Below are 22,618 nucleotides of genomic sequence, written 5' to 3'. Positions count from 1 at the left end.
GCTCACCATGAACTTGGCCGTGGTCGGCATGATCGCCGGCATGGCGCTGGGCTTCGCCGGGTTCTTCGGCGGGTTCGGCGCCTTCCTGCTGGTGGCGGCGCTCGGCGCCGTCGGGTTCGTCGTCGGCAGGTTCGCGGAGGGAGACCTCGAACCCGGCGACTTCTTCCGCAGCCGCGACGACCGCCGCGACCGGCGGCAATGACCACCGCGAGCAGCGAGACGCGCGGGCCCGCAACCGTCGTGCCGCCGGGCGATCGGGGGGCCGTCCGGATCGCCGACCGGGTGGTGGCGAAGATCGCGGCGCAGGCGGCCCGCGAGGTCCTCGGCCCGCTCCCGAAGGACGCCGTGCCCCCGCACGCCACGGTGGTGGTCCACCACGGCACCGCCCGGGTCCGCGTCCACCTCGAACTGGACTATCCGTCCGACATCGGCGCCCGCTGCGCGGCTGTGCGTCGACATGTGGTCGAGCGGGTAGGCGCGTTGGTGGACATGGAGGTGCGGGAGGTCGCCGTGCACGTCGAACGGCTGCACCCGGCCCAGAGCCCGGGGAGGGCGTGATGAGCACCGATCAGACACAGGCCGTCGAGAGGCCCCCCGAGGCCGCGCCGCCACCGGCCGGTCACGAGGCCCGCTTCTGGTCGCCCCGCCGTGCACCCGCGGCGCTGGTCGCCACCCTGCTCCTGGTGACGTCGGCCGCCTTCCTGTACGACATCGCGGCCGTACGCGCCCATCACCCGGCGATGCACTGGCGCCGCGCACTGGCCCGGCAACTCGCGACGCGGCCCCTCGACGACACCTGGGTGCTGGTCGGCGCGGGCATCGCCGCCGCCCTCGGCGCATGGCTGCTGACCCTGGCCCTCACACCGGGCCTGCGAGACGTGCTGCCGATGCTCCGCAGCCACCCCGACGTGCGGGCCGGGCTGCGCCGTGACGCGGCCGCGATGGCGCTGCGCGACCGGGCCATGGAGATCTCGGGCGTACGCCGGGTGCGCGTGCGGCTGAACCGCTCCCGCGCCCATGTCCTCGCCGTCTCCCACTTCCGTGAACTCGACGAGGTGCGGGCCGACCTGGACACGGCACTCACCGGCGCGATCCATGGCCTGGGCCTCGCGCGCCCGCCCAGGCTGACCCTGAACGTCATCCGCCCCGGCCGGAAGGGATGAGCCGATGCGCACGGCGATCAACCGCGTACTGATCGGTCTGACGGGCCTGGCGCTCCTCGCCCTGGGCGGTGCGGTGCTGGCCGTCGGCCTGGGCGCCCCGTCCTCCTCCTGGTGGATCCACGACGGCCGTCACGACGTCCTCCTCAGCGCCGCCGAACGCACCCACTGGCGTGGCGCGGGCTGGTGGTGGCCGACGGTGCTGGCCGCCCTGGCGGTCCTGCTCCTGCTGTCCCTGTGGTGGCTGACCGCGCAACTGCGCCGGCGGCGGCTGACCGAGGTCGTGGTGGACACCGGTGACGGCGAGGGCGCGCTGCTGCGCGGCAGGGCCCTGGAGACGGTCCTGGCCAACGACGTGGCCCACCAGCGGGGCGTCGCCCACGCCCAGGCGGTACTGCGGGGCAGGCCCAAGGCTCCGGAGGTACGGGTGTGGCTCCAGCTGGACGCGGACGTGCCACCGCGTGCGGCCCTGGACGACCTCACCTCGCACGCACTGGCCCACGCCCGGGACTCGGCCGCCCTGAAGAGGCTCCCGGCGGAGGTGCGCCTGACATCGGTGAAACACCGCGCGGAGAGGGTCACCTGAGCCGCCGTCCGGCGGACCGGCCGCGCCCCGCCGGGAGCCGGGCCGTCAGAAACCGTGCCGCATACCGCCGTCGACGGGCACCATGATGCCCGTCAGATAGGACGCCGCCGGCGACAGCAGGAACGCTCCCACCCGCCCGAACTCCTCGGGTGTCCCGTAGCGCCGCAGCGGAATGCGGGACTCGTTCTCCATCCGGGTGGCCTCGGGGTCGGCCGACAGTCCGTCCAGCTCCCGTACCCGGTCGGTGTCGATCCGTGACGGCAGCAGCCCCACCACCCGGATCCCGCGCGGCCCCAGCTCGTCCGCAAGCGACTTGGCGTACCCGGCGAGTCCCGGCCGCAGCGCGTTCGAGATCGTCAGCCCGGGAATCGGCTCGTACACCGACCCGGACAGCACGAACCCGATGACACCGCCGTCCGCCAGCTCCGCCGCGGCCGCGCGGGCGAGCCGTACGGCCCCCAGGAACACCGTCTCGTAGGCGGTCTGCCACTGTTCGTCCGTGTTGTCGGCGACGAACCCGGCCGGGGGCCCGCCCACGCTCACGAGGATGCCGTCGAAGCGGCCGAACCGCTCACGCGCCGCCGCGATCACCCGCTCCGGTGCGTCCGCCTCCGCGTTGTCGACGGCCAGGCCCGCCGCGTTCGGCCCCAGCTCGGCCACCGCCTCGGCGACCCGCTTCTCGTCGCGTCCGGTCACCACGATCTTCGCCCCGTCGGCGACCAGCTCTCGCGCGGCCGCGTTGCCCAGCCCGCGGGTCGCTCCGGTGACGACGTACACCCGGTCTTTCAGTCCAAGATCCATGGCCCCTATCCTGCCTCGTCGCCGCCGAACAGTGTGAGGGCGGTGTTCACCAGTCCGATGTGGCTGAACGCCTGCGGGAAGTTGCCCAGCTGGCGTCCGAGTTCGGGTTCGTACTCCTCGGAGAGCAGCCCCACGTCGTTGACGAGTCCCACCAGCCGTTCGAACAGTTCCTTCGCCTCGTCGGTACGGCCCGTCATGTGCAGCGCGTCGGCGAGCCAGAACGAGCAGGCCAGGAAGGCGCCCTCGCCGCCCGGCATGCCGTCGACGCCGATCGCGTCGGTGTCGTAGCGGCGTACCAAACCGTCGTGGCCCAGGTCGTCGCGGATCGCGTCCACCGTGCCGATCACCCGCGGGTCGTCCGGCGGCAGGAACCCGAAGCGGGGGATCAGCAGCAGGGCGGCGTCGAGTTCACGCGAGCCGTAGTACTGGGTGAAGGTGTTGCGCTGTGCGTCGAACCCCTTCTCGCACACCTCCCGGTGCACCTCGTCGCGGAGCGCGCGCCAGCCCTCCAGCTCACCCTCCAGCTCCGCGTGCTCCTCCAGGGTGCGCACCGCGCGGTCCGCGGCCACCCACACCAGCACCTTGGAGTGCACGAAGTGTCGGCGGCCGCCGCGCACCTCCCACAGCCCCTCGTCCGGCTGGCGCCAGATCTTCTCCAGGAACTTCATCAGCGAGCACTGGATGGCCCACATGTGCGGCTTGGTGGACAGGCCGGCGGTGCGGGACAGCGACAGCGAGTCCATGACCTCGCCGTACACGTCCAGCTGGAGCTGGTCGACGGCGCCGTTGCCGACGCGTACCGGCGCCGAGCCGGCGAAGCCGGACAGCCAGGGCAGTTCGAACTCGGGCAGCCGGCGCTCGCCGGCCAGGCCGTACATGATCTGCAGGTCCGCCGGGTCGCCGGCGACCGCGCGCACCAGCCAGTCGCGCCAGGCCTCGGCCTCCTTGTGGTAGCCGGCCGACAGCAGCGCGCCGAGCGTGAGCGTGGAGTCGCGCAGCCAGCAGAAGCGGTAGTCCCAGTTGCGCACCCCGCCCAGCTCCTCGGGCAGAGAGCTGGTGGCGGCGGCCACGATGCCGCCGGTCGGCGCGTAGGTGAGCGCCTTGAGGGTGATCAGCGAGCGCACGACCACGTCCCGGTAGGGGCCCCGGTAGGTGCAGCGGGCGGTCCAGCGCCGCCAGTCGGTGACGGTGGCGCGCAGCGCCTCGTAGGGGTCCACCAGCGCCGGGCGCCTCTCGTGCGAGGGGTGCCAGGTGAGCACGAAGGCGACCCGCTCGCCCTCCGCGACGGTGAACTCCGAGTGCGTGCCGAAGTCCTCGCCCCACGTCCGCACGGGCGGTTCGCTGCGCAGCCACACCGAGTCGGGGCCGGCGACGGCCACCCGGCTGCCGCTCGAGCGGCGCATCCAGGGCACGACCGAGCCGTAGTCGAAGCGGAGGCGGAGCGTGCTGTGCACGGTGACGCGGCCGCTGATGCCCTCGACGATGCGTACGACATCGGGCGCGCGGTCGCGCTGGGGCATCAGGTCGGTGACCCGGACCGTGCCCTCGGGGGTCTCCCACTCGGTGTCCAGGACCAGCGTGTCGGGCCGGTAGCCGCGCCGCGTGCAGGTGGTGGCGTCCTTCGGGGCGATCCGCCAGTGGCCGTTGTCCTCGTCGCCCAGGAGCCGGGCGAAGCAGGCCGCGGAGTCGAACCGGGGCACGCACAGCCAGTCGACGGAGCCGTCCCGGCCGACCAGGGCAGCGGTCTGCTCGTCGCCGATGAGGGCGTAGTCCTCGATGCGTCGGTCCACGGATTCCGGTTTCCCCCCGGGCCGGTGGGCCAATCAGGGGGTGGGCCGGGGGAGTGACCAGGCGCTCAGACGGCGGCGGCCGGTTCCGTTTCCGCCGCGGGCTCGTCCTTCCCGGCCTCCTCGCGGGTCCGGGCCTCCCGGCGCACCAGCACGAACCAGCCGTAGGGGACGCCCGCGGCGAACAGCCACCACTGGATCATGTAGGCGTAGTTCAGCGGGGCGTCCTCCTTGCCCGGGTCGGAGATCTGCTCCGGGGTGTCGCCCCTGGGCTCGGGCGCGGTCTGCTGGATGTAGCCGCCCAGCACCTGCTTGCCGAGCCGGCGCGCCTGCTCCGCGCTGTTGATCAGCATGATCTGCCGGTCGGGCAGGCCCTTGATGTCCTTGATGCCGCTCGCCGCGGTCGTCTCGTCGGGCATCAGGCGGCCCTGGACGGTGACCCGCCCGGCCGGCGGGGCCGGGACCTTGGGGAACGCGGTCTGGCTCGGGCCGTCCGAGGAGATCCAGCCCCGGTTGACCAGCAGCACCCTGCCGTCGGCCAGCACGAAGGGGGTGAGGACGTGGTACCCGACCTCGTCGTCGGCGTTGGTGCGACGCCGGACGACGACCTCGTGGGCGGTGTCGAAGGTGCCGGTGGCGGTGACGGTGTGGTACCGCTCCTTGCGGGTCACCGCGTGCCCCGGCCCGGTCACCCGCTCCACGGGTACCGGCTTCGCGTTCAGCGCCTGGGCCACCAGCGCGTTACGGGCGCTGCGCTCCTCGTACCGGTGCTTCTGCCAGAACCCCAGCCGGATCATGGTGGGGATGAGGAGCAGGGAGATCAGGGTGAGGATCACCCACTGCCGGGTCAACAGGAAGCGGTACACCCCACGACCGTACAACTCGGTCGTGGGGCGCGAACGCGCGGGTACCGGTCACACGCGGTCGACGATGCCCGCCTTCCCGGCCTCGCGGGCGCAGTGGGCGCCGCAGTACCACTGGTTCTCGGCCTCGACGCCCTGGCCGATGATCGAGACCTTGCAGTGCTCGCAGACGGGGGCCATGCGGTGGATCGCACAGGAGAAGCAGTCGAAGACGTGGACCGCGCCCTGCGCGTGCACCTCGAAGGTCATTCCGTAGTCATTGCCGCAGACTTCACATTTCGCCATGGGCCTCAGGGTGGGTGGTCGTCCCCGCGCGGGCGAGCGGGCGCCGGGCGAGTCGCCCGGCAATCACCCGTCCGTACGGCCCCGCCGCCCGGTCACTTCCCCGCCGCCGGCGGCGAAGCCGGGGCCACGTCCCGCAGCAGCTGCCCGAAGGCCGCCTCGTCGACGACCGGTGTGCCGAACTGGCGCGCCTTTACCACTTTCGAGGTACCCGAGTCCGGGTCGTTGGTGACGAGCAGGCTGGTGAGCCGCGAGATGCTCGTCGACACGTGCAGACCGGCCTCGACGGCCCGGTCCTCCAGGAGTTCCCGCTCGGTCGAGGTGTCCCCGGAGAACGCCACCCGCATACCCTGCCGGAGCGGACCGCCGTCCTCGTACCGACCCGGGTTCGGGTACGGGCAGGCCGGCCGCTTGCGGGACGGGCGCCAGCTGGTGGGCTGGTGACCGCCGTACCCGCCGCTCGCCTGCCGGCCGATCCGCGGCGTCTCCGTCCACTCGGTCAGCGGCCGGCACTCCAGGAGCGGCAGCCGTACGTTGCCCGCCGCCGCGGCCCGCAGACTGGGCCGGAACGCCTCCGCCAGCACGCGCGCGTCGTCCAGCGCGTGGTGCGCCCGCCGCTGGACGACACCGAAGTGCGCGGCCAGGGTCTCCAGCTTGTGGTTGGGCAGCGGCAGGCTCAGCTCCTTGGAGAGCGCGATCGTGCACAGCCGCTGCTTCACCGGGGGTTCGCTCTTCGCCCGCGCGTACTCGCGCGCGATCATCTGCCAGTCGAAGACCGCGTTGTGCGCGACCAGCACCCGGCCGTCGAGCCGGGCCGCGAACTCCTCGGCGATGTCGGTGAAGAGCGGCGCCCCTTCGAGGACCTCGCTCGTCAGGCCGTGGATCCACACCGGGCCCGGGTCACGCTCCGGATTGACCAGCGTGTACCAGTGGTCCTCGACCTCACCGCGCCCGTCGAGCCGGTAGACGGCAGCGGAGATGATCCGGTCGTCCCTGGCCAGTCCGGTGGTCTCCACGTCGACGACCGCGTACCCCTGCGGATACGCGGCAGGCCACGGGGCGCCGGCGGAGACTGCGGTCGTACGGTCTTCGAGCATGGTCATTGAGGATACGGGCCGCGACCGACAGCCCGGTCCGTCAGGTCGCCCCCCGCCACCGCCCGTTCGCATGTCCTGATGGCCCGTCGCGCGGCTGGGGACCGGCTGGGGACCTTTCCGCCGCCCGGTGCCACCGTGCATCCCGCCCGGCGCCGACGCGGCGACGACCGCGCGACGGCGCGGCACTCGGCCGGCGGACGGGCGGTACGGCGCTCGGACCGGGGCGGAGATCGCGGCCGCGCGCACCACGAAGCTCCCGGACGTCTGGTCCACCGGTGTGGTGGCCGTCTGGGAGAGCGACCCGGACGCGGTCGCGGCCGTGCTGCCGTCCCCGCTCAAGCCCACCGGCCGCCCGCTGGTGTGCGTCAGCGTCAGCCAGGTCCGGCTGCCCGGACACCCGCTGGGCGCGGGCTCGTTCGCGGTCGCCGCCGCGCACGGCACCACCGAGGGCCGGTATCCGCCGGTGATGCCGATGACCCGTGAGCGCGCCCTCTCCGGCGGCCGTGAGGTCTTCCGCGAGCCCAAGAAGCCCGGCGAGGTGACCGTCGCCCGCGAGGGCGACCACGTCCGCGCGACGCTGGCCCGGCACGGCGTCGCCTTCGTGGGGGTGCGGGGCACGGCGGACGGCCCGCTGCCCCGGCCCGCGCGCAAGACCGACCTCTGCGTCACGTTCCTCCCGGCGGTGGACGGTTCGGGCTTCGCGTGGGGCGGCGTACGAGCCGGTCGCCGAACGGGTCGACCCCCAGGCCCTGCTGCCCTACGTCCACCAGCGCTACGACGACCCGCGCCAGATCGTCGACGCGCCGCCGGAAGGAAGCCGCCGAGGGCCTGAAGGTGGTCCTCGCCGACGTGGAGCGGGCCGCCCTGGAGAAGGCCGCTGCGGACCTGCGCGCGACCCGGGCCGACGTGCACCCGCGGGTGCACGTCGGCGCCCGCGAACAGGTCGTGGAACTGGCCGAGTCGGCCTACGACACCTACGGCGCGGTGCACGTCCTGCGCAACGACGCCGGGGTCGGCCCGGGCGCCGAGGGCCGCATGGGGGAGCACGAACCCAACGACTGGAAGTGGGCGTTCGAGGTCAACGTGTGGGGCGTCTTCCACGGCGTCCAGGCCTTCCTGCGGAGGATGCCCGAGCCGGGCCTGCCCGGTCACGTCGTCAACACGTCCTCGGGCGACGGCGGCATCCGCCGCTGCCGACGGCCTCCGTGTACGCGGTCACCAAGGCGGCCGTCGTCACGCTCGCCGAGTCGCTGTAGCCCTCCTCAGGGCGGCGCACGCGCGCGTGGGCGCCTCGGTGCTCTTCCCGGGGCCGCACATGCCGCGCACGGGCCTGTGGGAGTCGCACCGCGACCGGCCCGGGCGCTACGCCGAACACCGGCCGCGCGGGACGCCCTACCGCAGCCTCGGTCAGTGGGAGGCGGTGATGCGCGCGGCGGGCAGGGAGGCCGCCTTCACGCCCGTCGAGGAGGTCGCCGAGCTCGTCGTGGCGGGCATCCGCGCGGACCGCTTCCGGCTGCTGCCGCAGAGCGGGCACGGCGACGCCCAGATCCGGGCGCGGGCGCGCTCGACGCTGGAGCGGGCGAACCCGTCGTGCCTCGAAAGCTTCGTCCCGGACTGAGTACGCGGACCGACAGGGAGCTGTCGTGACCTCCTTCGACGACCCGTATCTGATCATCTCCTCCGACTGCCACGCCGGGCTGCCCACCGAGGAGTACCGCCTATCTGCGCGGCGGCTGGGACAGCGCGCAGCGCCTCAAGGAACTGGACGGCGACGGCGTGGCCGCGGGGGTGGTCTTCCCGGACGCGGACGAGGCCGACAGCCGGACGGCCGCGCCCTTCGGGACGGGCCTGGGCCTGTCCGGCGACCACGACCCGGAGCCGGGCATGGCGGGCGCGCGGGCGCACAACCGCCGGCTCGCCGACTTCGTCTTCGCACACCCCGTACGGCACTGCGGGGTCGCCCTGTTGCCGGTCACAGCGCCGGTGGACCGCGTCGTCGCCGAGGTGCACCGCGCCAAGGAGTCCGGCCTCGGCGCGTTGATGATCCCCGCCATGTGGGTCGACAAGGAGCCGTACCACGACCGCCGTTACGACCCGGTGGGGGCGGCCGCCGCCGAGTGCGGGATGCCGGTTTTCACCCGCTCCGGGGCCGTCCCGCGCCACCAGTACGGCGACCACCTCGGCCCCTGTGGTTCCTGCTCTGGTTCATGGACCGCCTCTACCTCGGCGCGGCCAAGGCGGGACCGACGGTCGCGGAGATCGCCGAGCCGCTGCGGGAGCCGCCGCCGGACGCCACGAGCCCGGTGTTCGCGCGGGGCCCCGGTCCGGGTCCGGTGACGTCGGTACTGCCCTCGCCGGGGCCGGAGTGCGATCCTCCGTGTCGTGACGGAACAGACGCACGACAACGAGGCCCACGGGGGAGCGCTCGGCTCCCGGCTGAACTGGCTGCGGGCGGCGGTACTGGGCGCCAACGACGGCATCGTGTCGACTGCGGGCATCGTCGTCGGCGTCGCGGGCGCCACCGGCGACCGCGGCGCCCTGCTGACGGCCGGTCTGGCGGGGCTGCTCGCTGGATCGATGTCCATGGCGGCGGGGGAGTACGTGTCGGTGTCCACCCAACGCGACTCGGAACTGGCCGCCCTCGCGCTGGAGAAACGGGAGCTCAAGGAGCAGCCCGAGGCGGAACTGGAGGAGCTGACCGAGCTGCTGGAGCGGCGCGGGCTGTCCCGGGCGGTGGCGCGGGAGGCGGCGGTGCAGCTGACGGAGCGGGACGCTCTGAAGGCCCACGCGAGCGTGGAGCTGGGCATCGACCCGGACCAGCTGACCAAGCCGTGGAACGCGGCGCTGGCGAGCTTCCTGGCGTTCACCGTCGGGGCGCTGCTGCCGCTGCTGGCGATCGTGCTGCCGCCCGCCGGCTGGCGGCTTCCGGTGACCGTCGGGTCGGTGCTGGCCGCGCTGGTCCTGACGGGATGGAGCAGCGCACGTCTGGGGGCGGCGGCGGTGGGCCCGGCGATGCTACGGAACGTGGCGGGCGGCGCACTGGCCATGGGCGTGACGTACGCCGCGGGGGCACTGCTGGGCGCGGTGGGGGTCTAGGGCTGCCCTGGTCCCCGCCGGTGTCCCGTTCGGCGGCGCCGTTGGCGGAGATCGCCAACAAACAAGCGCATACCGTGAGCAATACTTGTGGGTAACAACGTCTAGCCGCAGGCGACCGGTGGTTCTACGGTGCCCCCATGCCGAACCTGCCCAATGTCGTGCTGTGGTCGATACCCGCCTTCGTGCTGCTCACCGTGATCGAGGTGATCAGCTACCGCATCCATCCCGACGACGACGCCGACGGGTACGAGACCAAGGACGCGGCCACCAGCGTCGGCATGGGACTCGGGTCGCTGGTCTTCGACTTCTTCTGGAAGATCCCGATCGTCGGGATCTACTCGGCGGTCTACGCCCTCACCCCGCTGCGGATCCCGGTCCTGTGGTGGACGATCCCGCTGCTGCTGCTCGCCCAGGACTTCTTCTACTACTGGTCCCACCGGGGCCACCACGTCATCCGCGTCCTGTGGGCCTGCCACGTCGTCCACCACTCCAGCAAGAAGTTCAACCTCACCACCGCACTGCGCCAGCCCTGGACGTCGCTGACCGTCTGGCCGTTCTACCTCCCGCTCATCGCCCTCGGCGTGCACCCGGCCACGCTCGCCTTCCTCTCCTCCGCGAACCTCGTCTACCAGTTCTGGATCCACACCGAACGCATCGACAAGATGCCCCGGTGGTTCGAGTTCGTCTTCAACACGCCGTCCCACCACCGGGTGCACCACGCCTCCCAGGGCGGCTACCTGGACCGCAACTTCGGCGGGATCCTCATCGTCTGGGACCGCCTGTTCGGGTCGTGGGTGCCCGAGGTCGAGCGGCCGGTGTACGGGCTGACCAAGAACATCGACACGTTCAACCCGATCAAGGTGGCCACCCATGAGTACCTGGCCATCGGCAGGGACCTGAAGGCCGCCCGCAGCTGGCGGGAGCGGGCCGGGCGGGTGTTCGGCGGACCCGGCTGGGCGCCGCCGGCCGCGGTGGAGCAGACCGAGGAGTCCGTGGCCGCGTGAGAGCGTCCCGGGTGCTGCCCGCCGCCTTCGCCCTGGCCCTCACGGCCGACCTCGGCTGCCTGGCCGCCGGCTTCCACCCCGGGCACGTCGTCGCCAAGGTGCTCCTGATGCCGCTGCTCGCCCTCTGGGCCGCCCGCGCGGGCGGCCCGCGGCTGCTGGTCGCCGCCCTGCTGTGCGGCTGGGGCGGCGACGTGCTGCTGCTCTCCGACGCCGACCCCGCCTTCATGGCGGGGATGGCCTGCTTCGCCGCGGGGCACGTCTGCTACCTGGTCCTGTTCCGCCGCCACGGACCGCCACGCGCGCGGGCCGGCGTGCTCGCCGTCGGCTACGCCGCCGCCCTCGTCACCCTGGTCGCCCTGCTGTGGCCGGACCTGCCCCCCGGTCTGCGGGTGCCCGTCGCCGGATACAGCACCCTGCTCACCGCCATGGCGTACACGGCGGTCACCCGGCTCGGCCCGGTCGCCGGGCTCGGCGGCGCGCTCTTCATGCTCTCCGACACCCTCATCGCGACCGGCGTCGCCGACTGGCCACAGCTGCCGAGACCCGACTTCTGGATCATGCTCACCTACGCGGCCGGGCAGTTCCTGCTGGTCCGGGGCACCCTCGACGCGCGGCCCGCACCGGCGACGGCGTACCGTGAAGGGCGCCAGAGCACCCTCTGAGCGCACTCACGACACCGCACGAGAGGGATCCTCGCCATGCGCGCCACCACCATTCACGCCCCGTACGACATGCGTGTGGAGGACGTGCCCGATCCGGTGGTGCAACTGCCCACCGACGCCGTCGTACGCGTGCTGCGCGCCTGCATCTGCGGCAGCGATCTGTGGGCCTACCGGGGCGAGGCGGCCCGGCAGCCGGGGCAGCGCATCGGCCACGAGTTCCTCGGCTTCGTCGAGGAGACCGGCTCCGAGGTGGGCACCGTCCGGCGCGGCGACCTCGTGGTGGCCCCGTTCATGTGGTCGGACGGCGTCTGCGACTACTGCCGGGAGGGTCTGACTACCTCCTGCGAGCACGGCGGCTTCTGGGGCTCGGTGGGGTACGACGGCGGCCAGGGCGAGGCCGTGCGGGTTCCGTTCGCCGACGGCACCCTGGTCCCGCTGCCCAAGGAAGCGGCCTCCGACGACCACCTGCTGACCGCCCTGCTGACCCTCTCCGACGTCCTCGGCACCGGTCATCACGCGGCCCTCGGCGCGGGCGTCCGTCCCGGTGCCACGGTCGCCGTCGTCGGGGACGGTGCGGTCGGCCTGTGCGCCGTGCTGGCCGCCAAGCGGCTGGGCGCCGAGCGGATCATCGCGCTGGGCCGGCACGAGGTCCGCACGGACATCGCGCGCCGCTTCGGCGCCACCGACGTCGTCGCCGAGCGGGGAGAGGCGGCGGTGGCCGCCGTACGTGAGCTCACCCGGGGCCAGGGCGCGCACTCCGTCGTGGAGGCCGTGGGCACCGAGCAGTCCATGCGGACGGCCGTCGAGATCACCCGGGACGGCGGCGCGATCGGCTTCGTCGGCGTCCCGCACGGCAGTGGCACGGGCCTCGACCTCGGTGTGATGTTCGACCGGAACATCGCCCTGCGCGGCGGTGTCGCCCCGGTCCGTGCCTACATCCCCGACCTGCTGCCCGACGTCCTCGACGGCAGCGTCGACCCCTCGCCGGTCTTCGACCTGACCGTAGGCATCGAGGGCGTGCCCGAGGGCTACAAGGCGATGGACGAGCGCACCGCTCTGAAGGTGCTCGTGACCAACGGCTGAGCCTGCGTCCCGGTCAGGTCCATCTGATCGGCACCGGCAGCGCCGTCAGCACGCCCGAGACCGCGACCACCGCCGCCAGCACGGCCACCTCGGCCCGCGCGGGGACGTGCGCGGTGAGCGGGTCGGCCGCCCGGCGCAGCCTGAACCGTGCCCACAGCGCGAGCGCGGCCACGACGGCGACGAGGAGCACCTTGGCCAGCAGGGTGCGCCCGTACGCCGTCGTCGTCAGCTGGTCGAGGATCGTGCCCGCGGGCATCCGCCGCAGCGAACCCCACACACCTGTCGCGGTGATGACCGCGAGCAGTACGGCGGCCACGCGCGCGTAGCGGCCGAGCAGCGCCGCCCCGACCGCTCCGCCGCGCCACCGCCGCAGCAGGCGCAGCGCGTGCAGCAGACCGCCCACCCACAGTGTCGCGCACGTCAGGTGCACCAGGGTCAGCGCCGAGCCGAGCAACGGGTCGTGCTCGGGCGCGGGATGGGCACGCAGGGCCTCGGCGGCGACCACCGCGGCGAGCGGCCACGCCTGGACGACCGGACGGCGTGCGCGGGCGCACAGACCGGCCAGCAGAAAGGCGTTGACCTCGATCAGCGCCAACGTGCCGTCACGCGATCGGTACAGACCGCCCAGGTCGATGTCGGCGGGCGAGCGCGGCACCAGGTTGCCCGTGGCTACGACCGACGCGAGCCCCAGCGCGGCGGTGAGACCGGCGGCAGCCGCGAACACCGCCCAGTCGGTCGGGCGTTCGGGCGGCGCGCCCGGCAGCCGGCGGACCAGCCGGTCCACGAACAGCCGGCCCAGCGGCACGCACAGGGCGCCGAACAGCACCCCGCGCAGCAGCCCGACACCGCCGACTCCCGGCGCCGCGGCCTCGCCGGTGTCGTGCAAGGCGACGGACGGTCCCAGCAGGGGCACCAGCGCGGCCAGCGCCACCAGGAGCAGGACGGCGACGGCCCGGCCGCTGCCGGGGCGTCCCGCCGGGCCGCTCGCGTCGGCCGCTTCGGTGGTCGGTCCTGTCGCGGTCACCCCACGATCCTCGCCAGACATGACAGAACCGGGCAAGTACCGGAAAACAACTGACGAAGCGTCATTCCGCGCATCCCTGCGGCTACGACCGTCCGGGCGGCCGGGTCAGGACCACGTGGCCGGATCCGAACCCCACGGCACCGGTGGCCGCGCCCAGTCGCCCGGGCCGCCCGCGAAGGACACCGGGGGCCGTGCGTAGCGCAGCCGCCCCAGCGCGCTGTCCGTCTCGGCGAGCCAGGCGTCCGGACCCTCGTACGCCTCGCCGTCCTCGGGTCCCCGCGCAGGCTCCGCCGTCAGCCACCGCGCGGTGCGTGCCAGTGCCAGTCGTACGAACCTGCTCCCGCCGTCGTAGGACTGCTCGGTCAGCGCGCGCAGCACCCCCGCCGCCAGCAGGTACCCCGTACCGTGGTCGAGCGCCTGCGCGGGCAGCGCGCCCGGCCGGTCCGCCGAGCCCTCGGTCTCCGCGATGCCGGTGGCGGCCTGCACCAGGCTGTCGAACCCGCGCCGTCCGCCCCACGGCCCGTACCCGCCCCACGCGGACACCTGGCCCACGACCAGCCCCGGCCGCCGTTCGGCCAGTGCCTCGGGGGAGAGCCCGAACCGGTCCAGGGCGCCCGGCCGGTAGCCGGTGACCACGACGTCCGCCGCCGCCAGCAGCTCCTCGAAGGCTTCCCGGCCGGTCGTGAGGTCGAGAGCGGCCGAGCGCTTCCCGAAGCCCGTGTCGGCGTGCTGGTCGGCCAGTTCGGGCAGCCAGGGCGCGTCCAGGCGCAGCACGTCCGCGCCCAGCAGCGCCAGCGTGCGGGTGGCCACCGGGCCGGCCAGCACCCGGGTCAGGTCCAGCACGCGCAGCCCGGCCGCGGGCAGCAGGGGAGCCGCGCCGGCGTCGAGCGGCGGGAGCACCCGCGCGCGGGCCGCGTCCAGGCGGCCCCGCTCGACCAGAGGGCGTGCGGCCACCTCGGCCGCCTGCTGGTGCGCGGCCCATTCCCCGGGTGAGCGCAGCGCCACCGCGAGTCCGCCGGCGGTGTGGACCTCGTTCTCGACCTCCATCGCGGGCCGCCCGGCGATCCGGGCCGCCACGTCCTCGGCCGAGGCCCCCTCCGGCAGTCCCAGTGCCGCGAGCAGCCGGGCCCGGTGATGCGGGTAGTTGGCGTGTGTACGCACCCACCCGTCGGCCGTGCGCCAGAACCGCGACAGCGGGGCGAACTGCACCGGGGCCCGACCGTCGACCAGGAGCTGCCGCTCGCTGGTGAACGCCGTCGCCACCGCCCCGTCGTCCACCCGGACGCCCGGCACCCGCGCGGAACCGGTCCGGCGTGCCCCGAGCTCGGCGGCGGCCAGCGCGCACGCGCCGACACACGCGCGCGCGAGCCGTCGTACGGGAAGGCGTGAGCGGAGCGTGTCCGCGCGTGCCACGGTCGTGATCCGCGCGGGCAGCGACGGATCGCCGCCCAGCGCGGACCACGCGTAGTTGATTGCAGTCATGACTGCACTATGCAGTATTGACTGAATCAATATGTGGCTAGCGGGTCACCGCCGCCAGCGCGTCCACCGTGCCCCAGCCGTAGAAACCGTTGTGGTTCTTCGAGCCCTCGCACACCGCGTCGACCTTGCCGTCGCCGTTGATGTCGTAGGGGTCGGTGCACGGCGTGGCGGTCGCCTCGGCGTACAGCAGCGCCTTCACCAGGGCGGGGGAGGCGTGCGGATGGGCCGACTTGATCAATGCGGCGACGCCGACCACGTGCGGGGTCGCCATCGACGTACCGGCCATGTAGCCCCAGGTGCCGCCCGGCAGCGGGCCCAGGATCAGGCCGCTGGTCGCCGGGGGCGCCGGGGTCTGGTAGGCGGTCGAGTCGCCGCCGGGCGCGGCGACGTCGATCACCCCGAGGCCGTAGTTGGAGAAGGACGACTTGAGGCCCTTCGCGCCGGTGGCGGAGACCGTGACGACGCCCGGCAGCTGGGTCGGTATGTCGAAGCACTTGTGCGGGTCGATCACCCGGTCGGCGGGCGTGCCGTCGTTCGGCGAGACCGGGTCGGTGATCGAGTCGGAGGCCAGGTCGTAGCTCTCGTTGCCGGCCGCCGCCACGTTGACGGTGCCCTTCCTCTCCGCGAACCGGGAGGCGCGGGTGATGGCGTCGACGAGCGCCTTCTGGTCCGGGTCGGTGGTGCAGTTGAAGTACCAGGGGTCGGTGTAATAGCTGTTGTTGGTGACGTCGATGTGGTGCTCGGCCGCCCACACGAAACCGCAGACCACGGCCTCCGTGTAGAAGTACCCGGCGGTGGTGGCGACCTTGATGCCCGCCACCTTGACGCCCGGCGCCACACCGGTGACGCCGACCCCGTTCCTGGCGGCGGCGATCTCACCCGCCACATGGGTGCCGTGCGGGCTCTCGGCGGCGCTCGGCCGCCAGGCCCCGTACGTCGTGTCCGGCTTGCCCGAGACGCAGTTGGTGGACTGCGCGGCGGAGAAGTTGGGGGCGATGTCCGGGTGGGTGTCGTCGACGCCGGTGTCGATGACGGCGACGGTGACCTTCGGGCTGCCGAGGGTCTTCTCGTGCGCCTTGTCGGCCTTGATGGCCGGCAGGTCCCACTGCAGCGGCTCGAGCGGGTCCTGTCCGGCGGCCGCCCGCGCGTCCGCCTTCGCGACCTGCTCGGAGCTGAGCGCCTGGGGCGTGCCGACGTCGGTGGTCGACTGGGCGGGCAGCGGGGCGTTGCGGGTGGCGCCCGCCGAGTCGACGCCCGGCACCTTGCGCAGGGTCTTGGCGAAGTCGGGGTTCGACGAGTGGACGACGATCACCCCGATCTCGTCGTACGCGATCACCACCGAGCCGCCGGCTCGGTCGATCGCCCGCTGGACACGCTGCGAGGTGCCGTGTCCGGGGCGGACGTTGACGACATAGCTGAGCGACGTCGCGTCACTCGCGTCCGATGCGCCCGCGCCCGTGGCCCTGGTCGTGGCCGCGGTCGTGGTGTCGGCGGCGGACGCCGAGACATTGGGCAGGAAGGCGAGGGCCGTGGCCATGGCCATGCCGAGCGGGATGGCGAGGGCGCGGCGGTGGCGCGACTGGGGCGCGGTCATGTGGGTGAGCCTCCGGTTGGTTCGCGAATCGGGTTTGCCGTGCGGGAAGTTCTGGCGGGGGATGGTCACCTGACCGCGCGGAGCGCGTTCACGACCCCCGAGCCGTAGAAGCCGTTGAGGTGTTTCGCGCCCGCACAGGTGGCGTCCACGACACCGTCGCCGTCCCCGTCGTAGGGGTCCGCCGGGCAGCCCGGGTTGTCCGCCTCGGCCTTCAGCAGGGCCAGGAGCCGGGCCGGGGAGGCGTGCGGGTGGGCCGACTTCAGCAGCGCGGCGACGGCGGCCACGTGCGGGGACGCCATCGAGGTGCCCTGGAGGAAGCCGTACCGGTCGTTCGGCAGGGTGGACAGGACGCGCCCGTTCTTCGACGGGGTGTCCGGGACCTGGTACTTGTCGCCGCCCGGGGCCGCCACGTCGACGACGCCCCGGCCGTAGCTGGAGTAGTACGACTTGGTGTCGTTGACGCCGACCGCGCTCACGGTGACCACACCGGGCAGTTGGGCCGGGACGTCGAAGCACTCGTGCGGGTCGACCGTGCGGGTCGTGGCCGTCGAGTCGTCGGGGCTGGAGGTGTCCGTGAGGGCGTTCGCGTCGAGGTCGTCGTTCGAGTTGCCCGCCGAGGCCACATTGAGCGTGCCCTTGCTCCGGGCGTACAGCTGGGCCCTGTTGACCGCGTCGACGATGGCCCGCTGATCGGGGTCGTCCATGCAGTTGTACAGCCACGGATCAACGTAGTAGCTGTTGTTGGTGATCTCGACGCCGTGATCGGCGGCGAACACGAAGGCGCAGACGACACTCTCCGGGTAGAACAGCTGCGTCGAGTCGGGCTGGGCCACGGTGATGCTCGCGACCTTCACCCCCGGTGCCACGCCCGCCACGCCGATGCCGTTGCGGGCGGCGGCTATCTCACCGGCGACGTGCGTGCCGTGGTAGTGGTCGGCGTCCACCGGCCGCCAGGCGCCGTACGACGTGTCGGCCTTGCCGCTCACGCAGTTGGCGGACTGCGCGGCGGAGAAGTTGGGGGCGATGTCCGGGTGGGTGTCGTCGACGCCGGTGTCGATGACGCCGACGGTCACCGAGCGGCTGCCCGGGTCGATCGCGGCGGCCTTGTCGGCGCCGATGGTCCGCAGGTCCCACTGGTCGGCTTCCAGGGGCTCCTGGCCCGCCGTCGACCGCTTCTCGGCCCGCGCGGCCTCGGCCTTCGACAGGACCTGCACGGCCCCCTCGTCCGTGGTCCCGGCCACGCTCAGCGGAGCCGTCCGCGTCGCCCCCGCCGACCGCACCCCGCGCACCGCGCGCATCGCGGCGCCGAAGCCGGGGGTGGCCGCGTGCGCGACGATCACGCCGATCCTGTCGTACGACGCGACGATCGTGCCGCCGTTGCGGGTGATCGCCCGCCGCACCGACTCGATGGTGCGGTGGTCCGTAGTGGTGTTGACGACATAGGCCAGGTTCGGGCCGTCCGCCGCCGGCGTCGCCGAGGCGGTCAGCGGTACCGCCGAAGCCGCCGCCGGCAGCAGGCCGAGCGAGGCGGTCAGCGACAGGGCGACCGGTACGGCGAGCGCCAGCCCGCGTCTGGAGCGCAGATGAGCCATGGGGTCTCCACATCATCCGGGACATCAACCGAGAACGGGCCCGCCCCGGGCCGCGAGTGAGCTGCCCGGGCAGGTACATGACGGGTGGTGCAGGGCGAAGCTATCTCCCGCACTCACCGGCCAGCAATGACCGGAGGCGACCGGTGCGAACGACTTCCGAAAGAACTCGGGCGGGTTGAACCTGTCCACGCGTGGCGCCGTGACCTTGAGGAGGGAGCCGCAGCAGGATCGAGGCCCCCCGCTGGTATCACTACGAGGAGTCGAACCACTACTCCAGGTAGCTGATCCGCATGTCTGTGAGGTCCGAATCCGCATGTCCGTATCGCGAGGAGACTCCGTGGCCACCGAGACACCACCACCCTCGAAAGCGCAGACCCGGCTTCCCTCCAGCGAGGAGTTCGCCGAGGTGCAGCAGAGCCCGGAGTTCGCCGAACTGCGGCACTCCCACCGCTCCTTCGCCTTTCCGCTGACCGTCGGCTTCATCGCCTGGTACCTGCTGTACGTCCTGCTCTCCAACTACGCGGGCGACTTCATGGGCACCAAGGTCGTCGGCAACATCAACGTGGCCCTGGTCCTCGGCCTCGCCCAGTTCCTCACCACGTTCCTCATCGCCTGGTGGTACGCGCACCACGCCGCGGCCAGGATCGACCCCAAGGCCGAAGCCATCAAGTCCCGGATGGAGGGCGGCGCATGAACCCCGCGATCACCATGGCGGCCGGCGAGGCGAGCGAGCACCGGACACTGATCATCACCCTGTTCGCGGTGTTCGTCGCCGCGACCCTCGTCATCACCGTCTGGGCCGGCCGCCAGACCAAGGACGCCGCCGACTTCTACGCGGGCGGCCGCCAGTTCACCGGCTTCCAGAACGGCCTCGCCGTCTCCGGCGACTACATGTCCGCCGCGTCCTTCCTCGGCATCGCCGGCGCCATCGCCCTCTTCGGCTACGACGGCTTCCTCTACTCCATCGGCTTCCTGGTCGCCTGGCTCGTCGCCCTGCTCCTGGTCGCCGAGCCGCTGCGCAACTCCGGCCGGTACACCATGGGTGACGTGCTGGCGTACCGCATGCGGCAGCGCCCGGTCCGCACCGCGGCGGGCACCTCGACGATCGTGGTGTCGATCTTCTACCTGCTGGCCCAGATGGCGGGAGCGGGCGTCCTCGTCTCCCTGCTCCTCGGCATCACCAGCGACGGCGGCAAGATCGGCATCGTGGCCCTGGTCGGCGTCCTGATGATCGTCTACGTCACCATCGGCGGCATGAAGGGCACGACCTGGGTGCAGATGGTCAAGGCCGTGCTGCTCATCGCGGGCGCCCTGTTGCTGACCTTCATGGTCCTGGCCAAGTTCGACTTCAACATCTCCGAACTCCTCGGCAAGGCCGCCGACAACAGCGGCAAGGGCAGCGCCTTCCTGGAGCCCGGCCTCAAGTACGGCGCCACCGGCACCAGCAAGCTGGACTTCCTCTCCCTCGGCATCGCCCTGGTCCTCGGCACCGCCGGCCTGCCGCACATCCTGATCCGCTTCTACACCGTGCCCACCGCCAAGGCCGCCCGTAAGTCCGTGCTCTGGGCGATCGGCCTGATCGGCGCCTTCTACCTGATGACCCTCGCGCTCGGCTTCGGGGCCGCCGCGCTGATCAAACCGGACGAGATCATCGCCTCCAACAAGTCCGGCAACACCGCGGCCCCACTGCTCGCCCTGCACCTCGGCGGCGTCGACTCCAACTGGGGCGCGATCCTGCTGGCCGTCATCTCGGCGGTGGCCTTCGCGACGATCCTCGCCGTGGTGGCCGGCCTCACCCTTGCCTCGTCCTCGTCCTTCGCGCACGACATCTACGCCAATGTGATCAAGAAGGGCCAGGCCTCCGAGAAGCAGGAGCTCAACGCGGCCCGTTACGCCACCGTCGGCATCGGCGCGGTGTCGATCGTGCTCGGCGCCCTGGCCCGCGACCTCAACGTCGCCGGCCTGGTCGCGCTCGCCTTCGCGGTCGCCGCCTCGGCAAACCTGCCGACCATCCTCTACAGCCTGTTCTGGAAGCGTTTCACCACCGCGGGCGCCCTCTGGTCGATCTACGGCGGTCTGGTCACCGCGGTCGGCCTGGTGCTGTTCTCGCCGGTGGTGTCCGGCAAGGAGACCTCGATGTTCCCGGACGTCGACTTCCACTGGTTCCCGCTGGAGAACCCGGGCATCATCTCGATCCCGGTCGGCTTCCTCCTGGGCGTCGTGGGCACCCTGCTGTCCAAGGAGGCCCCGGACGCCGCGAAGTACGCGGAGCTGGAGGTGCGGTCCCTGACCGGTACCGGGGCGCACTGACCTTCGTACGACTGGCCGCGTCGAGTGGATCGTAGGGTCCTACGACGCGGCCGCGTCGTACCTCGTGGCATCGGGTCCCCTCGCGATGTCCGCGCTGTCACGTAGGCTCGCAAGTGGCGCAAGAGAACCGATCCGTACCTAGGGAGGGGGCCCACGTGCTCATCGATACCTACGGCCGGGTGGCCACCGACCTGAGGGTCTCGCTGACCGACCGGTGCAATCTGCGCTGTACGTACTGCATGCCCGAGGAGGGCCTGCAGTGGCTGACCAAGTCCGACCTGCTCACGGACGACGAGATCGTCCGGCTGATCGACATCGCCGTACGCCTGCTGGGTGTCGAGGAGGTCCGCTTCACCGGCGGCGAACCCCTGCTCCGCCCCGGCCTGGTCTCCGTCGTCGAGCAGGTCGCGGCCCTGGCCCCCCGCCCCCGGATGTCCCTGACGACCAACGGAATCGGCCTGCGGCGCACCGCCGCGGCCCTGAAGACGGCCGGCCTGGACCGGGTCAACGTCTCCCTCGACACCCTCCGCCCCGATGTCTTCAAGGCCCTCACCCGTCGCGACCGCCACCAGGACGTCCTCGACGGTCTCCAGGCCGCCCGCGACGCCGGCCTCACCCCCGTCAAGGTCAACACGGTCCTGATGCCGGGGCTGAACGGGGACGAGGCCCCCGACCTGCTGGCCTGGGCGGTGCGGCACGGCTACGAACTGCGCTTCATCGAGCAGATGCCGCTGGACGCCCAGCACGGCTGGAAGCGCGACAGCATGGTGACGGCGGGGGACATCCTCGCCTCGCTCCGCACCCGCTTCGATCTCACTCCCGAGGACGCGGACGAGCGCGGTGCGGCACCGGCGGAGCGCTGGCTGGTGGACGGCGGACCGTACCGCGTCGGCGTCATCGCCTCGGTCACCCGCCCGTTCTGCGCGGCCTGCGACCGCACCCGCCTCACGGCCGACGGCCAGATACGCAACTGCCTGTTCGCCAGGGAGGAGACCGACCTGCGCGGCGCGCTCCGCTCAGGCGGGTCGGACGAGGAGATCGCCCGCATCTGGCGGCTGGCGATGTGGGGGAAGAAGGCCGGAGCGGGCCTGGACGATCCTTCTTTCATCCAGCCGGACCGGCCGATGTCCGCGATCGGGGGCTAGGGCAGGGCTAGGGCTGGGCTAGGGCGTGTTGCGAAAGTCCCGTCTGCCGTGCGACGCCGTGCACGCACTCTCGCCGCGCCGGGCGAATGCCCGAGTACATCCCGTACGAGGACTTCCGCCCGGCACGACGGGAGCACGCACCTGACGCCGCACGGCCCGCCCTTCGGGCGAACGACGGGACTTTCGCAACACGGCCTAGAGCGACTGCTCGGCCGTCTCCTGCGGCCACTCGCTCAACAGTACGACGTCCTTCAAGAACCCCCGCACCCCCAGGAACTGCGAAAGATGCTCCCGGTGCTCCTCGCAGGCGAGCCAGGTCTTCCGCCGCTCCGGCGTGTGAATCTTCGGGTTGTTCCAGGCGAGCACCCACACGGCGGCGGCCCGGCAGCCCTTCGCTGAACAAATGACGTCACTCACTGCTTCGTCCCACAGAAAGCCCCGCACAAAAGGCGACGCCGAGCAGCCACGGGGGGAGCTGCCCGGCGTCGGTCCGTCGCTCCGACGGGGGATGCGGAGCGCGTACGCAGTATGTCATGGGTCACCTGCCGCCCGGCACCGGAACTGCACGATTGATCTGAGCTTTTCTTGAGCTTCGGGTCCGTCCGTCGTCCACGCGCGCCGTGCCCCCGGTGCTCATACCGGGTCGGTCCGCTCATCGCGCATCCTCGCCGCCGGGTCGGCCAGCACGTCCTCCGGGACGGATTCCGGGTGCGGTTCCTCCGCGCGCGGCGGTGCGATCATCAGCCGGGTCGGTGCCACTCCGAACGTCGACGGAAGCGAGGACGGCCGCTCCCGGCCCGCGTTTGCGATCACGACCGCGACATAGGGGAGCAGCGCCCCGAACACCAGCGCCACGACGGCGACATAGCGCTCGACGTTCCACAACGTGGCCGCGAGGATCACCGACACGGTCCGGATCGCCATGGAGATGACGTACCGCCGCTGCCGGCCGCGCACGTCCTCCGCAAGGCCGGTGCGCGCCCCGGTGATCCGGAACACCTGGACGCTGCCGCCGCCGCGCTGCTTCCGCATCACATTCCACCATCCGCC

At 72.5% G+C, this 22,618-nt stretch carries 22 protein-coding genes and 3 pseudogenes; 14 read left to right on the top strand and 11 right to left on the bottom strand.

Annotated elements, in window-relative coordinates; genetic code table 11:
* Positions 1–7 precede the first annotated feature (7 nt).
* The 4 genes from ACZ4O3_RS15630 to amaP are packed head-to-tail and all read left to right on the top strand — an operon-like array spanning position 8 to position 1,746.
* Entirely contained in the window at positions 8–202 is a 195-nt protein-coding gene (locus ACZ4O3_RS15630; protein ID WP_362724455.1) for a hypothetical protein, read from the top strand.
* On the top strand, positions 199–558 hold the full coding sequence (locus ACZ4O3_RS15625) for an Asp23/Gls24 family envelope stress response protein (RefSeq protein WP_362724458.1): 360 nt from the start codon (positions 199–201) through the stop codon (positions 556–558). Before ACZ4O3_RS15630 ends, ACZ4O3_RS15625 begins: the two co-directional genes overlap by 4 nt.
* Positions 558–1,163: a DUF6286 domain-containing protein gene (locus ACZ4O3_RS15620; RefSeq protein WP_467722493.1), complete on the top strand. Its 606-nt coding sequence runs from the start codon at positions 558–560 to the stop codon at positions 1,161–1,163. Before ACZ4O3_RS15625 ends, ACZ4O3_RS15620 begins: the two co-directional genes overlap by 1 nt.
* Positions 1,164–1,167: 4 nt before the next feature.
* Positions 1,168–1,746, top strand: a complete 579-nt coding sequence (gene amaP, locus ACZ4O3_RS15615; RefSeq protein WP_362724464.1) for an alkaline shock response membrane anchor protein AmaP — start codon at positions 1,168–1,170, stop codon at positions 1,744–1,746.
* 45 nt (positions 1,747–1,791) lie between these two features.
* On the opposite strand, the gene ACZ4O3_RS15610 is transcribed toward amaP, so the two are convergent.
* From ACZ4O3_RS15610 to ACZ4O3_RS15590, 5 genes are all read right to left on the bottom strand, one after another.
* Positions 1,792–2,547, bottom strand: coding sequence for an SDR family oxidoreductase (locus tag ACZ4O3_RS15610; RefSeq protein WP_362724467.1), 756 nt, complete (start codon positions 2,545–2,547; stop codon positions 1,792–1,794).
* A 5-nt stretch (positions 2,548–2,552) separates the two neighbouring features.
* Positions 2,553–4,337, bottom strand: a complete 1,785-nt coding sequence (locus ACZ4O3_RS15605) for a glycoside hydrolase family 15 protein (protein WP_362724470.1) — start codon at positions 4,335–4,337, stop codon at positions 2,553–2,555.
* A gap of 65 nt (positions 4,338–4,402) precedes the next feature.
* Positions 4,403–5,200: an SURF1 family cytochrome oxidase biogenesis protein gene (locus ACZ4O3_RS15600; protein WP_384988254.1), complete on the bottom strand. Its 798-nt coding sequence runs from the start codon at positions 5,198–5,200 to the stop codon at positions 4,403–4,405.
* 48 nt (positions 5,201–5,248) lie between these two features.
* Positions 5,249–5,482 (bottom strand): hypothetical protein, encoded by a 234-nt coding sequence (locus ACZ4O3_RS15595; protein ID WP_351326105.1) that lies wholly within the window; start codon positions 5,480–5,482, stop codon positions 5,249–5,251.
* Positions 5,483–5,574: 92 nt separating this feature from the next.
* Positions 5,575–6,576: a DEDDh family exonuclease gene (locus tag ACZ4O3_RS15590; RefSeq protein WP_467722490.1), complete on the bottom strand. Its 1,002-nt coding sequence runs from the start codon at positions 6,574–6,576 to the stop codon at positions 5,575–5,577.
* Positions 6,577–6,805: 229 nt separating this feature from the next.
* Here ACZ4O3_RS15590 and ACZ4O3_RS15585 point away from each other — a divergent pair.
* From ACZ4O3_RS15585 to ACZ4O3_RS15555, 7 genes and pseudogenes are all read left to right on the top strand, one after another.
* Positions 6,806–7,394: pseudogene (locus tag ACZ4O3_RS15585) on the top strand (acetoacetate decarboxylase family protein); the annotation flags it as partial.
* Positions 7,384–8,194 (top strand): annotated as a pseudogene (locus ACZ4O3_RS15580) (SDR family NAD(P)-dependent oxidoreductase); the annotation flags it as partial. The pseudogenes ACZ4O3_RS15585 and ACZ4O3_RS15580, both read left to right, overlap by 11 nt.
* Positions 8,195–8,219: 25 nt before the next feature.
* Positions 8,220–8,861: pseudogene (locus ACZ4O3_RS15575) on the top strand (amidohydrolase family protein); the annotation flags it as partial.
* A gap of 97 nt (positions 8,862–8,958) precedes the next feature.
* On the top strand, positions 8,959–9,672 hold the full coding sequence (locus ACZ4O3_RS15570) for a VIT1/CCC1 transporter family protein (RefSeq protein ID WP_384988260.1): 714 nt from the start codon (positions 8,959–8,961) through the stop codon (positions 9,670–9,672).
* A 137-nt stretch (positions 9,673–9,809) separates the two neighbouring features.
* The gene (locus tag ACZ4O3_RS15565) at positions 9,810–10,676 is read left to right on the top strand and encodes a sterol desaturase family protein (RefSeq protein ID WP_362730125.1); all 867 of its coding nucleotides are present in this window, start codon (positions 9,810–9,812) and stop codon (positions 10,674–10,676) included.
* Positions 10,673–11,338 (top strand): lysoplasmalogenase, encoded by a 666-nt coding sequence (locus ACZ4O3_RS15560; RefSeq protein ID WP_467722489.1) that lies wholly within the window; start codon positions 10,673–10,675, stop codon positions 11,336–11,338. Before ACZ4O3_RS15565 ends, ACZ4O3_RS15560 begins: the two co-directional genes overlap by 4 nt.
* Positions 11,339–11,374: 36 nt before the next feature.
* The gene (locus ACZ4O3_RS15555; protein ID WP_362732150.1) at positions 11,375–12,421 is read left to right on the top strand and encodes a zinc-dependent alcohol dehydrogenase family protein; all 1,047 of its coding nucleotides are present in this window, start codon (positions 11,375–11,377) and stop codon (positions 12,419–12,421) included.
* 13 nt (positions 12,422–12,434) lie between these two features.
* On the opposite strand, the gene ACZ4O3_RS15550 is transcribed toward ACZ4O3_RS15555, so the two are convergent.
* The 4 genes from ACZ4O3_RS15550 to ACZ4O3_RS15535 form a co-directional block, all read right to left on the bottom strand.
* Complete coding sequence (locus ACZ4O3_RS15550; RefSeq protein WP_467722487.1) at positions 12,435–13,445, bottom strand: CopD family protein; 1,011 nt, start codon at positions 13,443–13,445, stop codon at positions 12,435–12,437.
* Between the two features lie 105 nt (positions 13,446–13,550).
* Positions 13,551–14,927 (bottom strand): CoA transferase, encoded by a 1,377-nt coding sequence (locus ACZ4O3_RS15545; protein ID WP_467722485.1) that lies wholly within the window; start codon positions 14,925–14,927, stop codon positions 13,551–13,553.
* Positions 14,928–14,964: 37 nt separating this feature from the next.
* Complete coding sequence (locus ACZ4O3_RS15540) at positions 14,965–16,521, bottom strand: S8 family peptidase (protein WP_362719570.1); 1,557 nt, start codon at positions 16,519–16,521, stop codon at positions 14,965–14,967.
* Between the two features lie 65 nt (positions 16,522–16,586).
* Entirely contained in the window at positions 16,587–18,113 is a 1,527-nt protein-coding gene (locus tag ACZ4O3_RS15535) for a S8 family serine peptidase (RefSeq protein ID WP_362719568.1), read from the bottom strand.
* Between the two features lie 337 nt (positions 18,114–18,450).
* Here ACZ4O3_RS15535 and ACZ4O3_RS15530 point away from each other — a divergent pair, with 337 nt between their 5' ends.
* The 3 genes from ACZ4O3_RS15530 (at position 18,451) to moaA (ending at position 21,568) form a co-directional block, all read left to right on the top strand.
* A complete protein-coding gene (locus ACZ4O3_RS15530; RefSeq protein ID WP_362719565.1) occupies positions 18,451–18,807 on the top strand; it encodes a DUF485 domain-containing protein in 357 nt (118 codons plus the stop codon).
* A complete protein-coding gene (locus ACZ4O3_RS15525) occupies positions 18,804–20,423 on the top strand; it encodes a solute symporter family protein (RefSeq protein ID WP_362719562.1) in 1,620 nt (539 codons plus the stop codon). Before ACZ4O3_RS15530 ends, ACZ4O3_RS15525 begins: the two co-directional genes overlap by 4 nt.
* Positions 20,424–20,578: 155 nt before the next feature.
* Complete coding sequence (gene moaA, locus ACZ4O3_RS15520; protein ID WP_467722483.1) at positions 20,579–21,568, top strand: GTP 3',8-cyclase MoaA; 990 nt, start codon at positions 20,579–20,581, stop codon at positions 21,566–21,568.
* Between the two features lie 195 nt (positions 21,569–21,763).
* Here the strand turns inward: moaA and ACZ4O3_RS15515 are convergent, their stop codons facing one another.
* Both ACZ4O3_RS15515 and ACZ4O3_RS15510 read right to left on the bottom strand, forming a co-directional pair.
* Positions 21,764–21,985 carry a hypothetical protein gene (locus tag ACZ4O3_RS15515; protein ID WP_362719556.1) on the bottom strand — a complete coding sequence of 74 codons (222 nt, stop codon included), beginning with the start codon at positions 21,983–21,985 and terminating at the stop codon, positions 21,764–21,766.
* A 216-nt stretch (positions 21,986–22,201) separates the two neighbouring features.
* Complete coding sequence (locus ACZ4O3_RS15510) at positions 22,202–22,600, bottom strand: DUF3099 domain-containing protein (RefSeq protein WP_467722481.1); 399 nt, start codon at positions 22,598–22,600, stop codon at positions 22,202–22,204.
* Positions 22,601–22,618: the final 18 nt, after the last annotated feature.

It is taken from the genome of Streptomyces sp. NPDC026515, from assembly GCF_055567595.1.
The sequence above is the reverse complement of the archived record's forward strand: the minus strand, read 5'-3'. Positions and strand labels throughout refer to the sequence as shown.

Bases quoted from the DNA above. Each gene is read 5' to 3' on its own strand.
- ACZ4O3_RS15555 (WP_362732150.1), top strand. From the start codon at position 11,375: ATGCGCGCCACCACCATTCACGCCCCGTACGACATGCGTGTGGAGGAC.
- ACZ4O3_RS15590 (WP_467722490.1), bottom strand. From the start codon at position 6,576: ATGCTCGAAGACCGTACGACCGCAGTCTCCGCCGGCGCCCCGTGGCCT.
- ACZ4O3_RS15625 (WP_362724458.1), top strand. From the start codon at position 199: ATGACCACCGCGAGCAGCGAGACGCGCGGGCCCGCAACCGTCGTGCCG.
- ACZ4O3_RS15620 (WP_467722493.1), top strand. From the start codon at position 558: ATGAGCACCGATCAGACACAGGCCGTCGAGAGGCCCCCCGAGGCCGCG.
- ACZ4O3_RS15535 (WP_362719568.1), bottom strand. From the start codon at position 18,113: ATGGCTCATCTGCGCTCCAGACGCGGGCTGGCGCTCGCCGTACCGGTC.
- ACZ4O3_RS15525 (WP_362719562.1), top strand. From the start codon at position 18,804: ATGAACCCCGCGATCACCATGGCGGCCGGCGAGGCGAGCGAGCACCGG.
- ACZ4O3_RS15540 (WP_362719570.1), bottom strand. From the start codon at position 16,521: ATGACCGCGCCCCAGTCGCGCCACCGCCGCGCCCTCGCCATCCCGCTC.
- ACZ4O3_RS15545 (WP_467722485.1), bottom strand. From the start codon at position 14,927: ATGACTGCAATCAACTACGCGTGGTCCGCGCTGGGCGGCGATCCGTCG.
- ACZ4O3_RS15630 (WP_362724455.1), top strand. From the start codon at position 8: ATGAACTTGGCCGTGGTCGGCATGATCGCCGGCATGGCGCTGGGCTTC.
- amaP (WP_362724464.1), top strand. From the start codon at position 1,168: ATGCGCACGGCGATCAACCGCGTACTGATCGGTCTGACGGGCCTGGCG.
- ACZ4O3_RS15510 (WP_467722481.1), bottom strand. From the start codon at position 22,600: ATGCGGAAGCAGCGCGGCGGCGGCAGCGTCCAGGTGTTCCGGATCACC.
- ACZ4O3_RS15595 (WP_351326105.1), bottom strand. From the start codon at position 5,482: ATGGCGAAATGTGAAGTCTGCGGCAATGACTACGGAATGACCTTCGAG.
- ACZ4O3_RS15610 (WP_362724467.1), bottom strand. From the start codon at position 2,547: ATGGATCTTGGACTGAAAGACCGGGTGTACGTCGTCACCGGAGCGACC.
- ACZ4O3_RS15565 (WP_362730125.1), top strand. From the start codon at position 9,810: ATGCCGAACCTGCCCAATGTCGTGCTGTGGTCGATACCCGCCTTCGTG.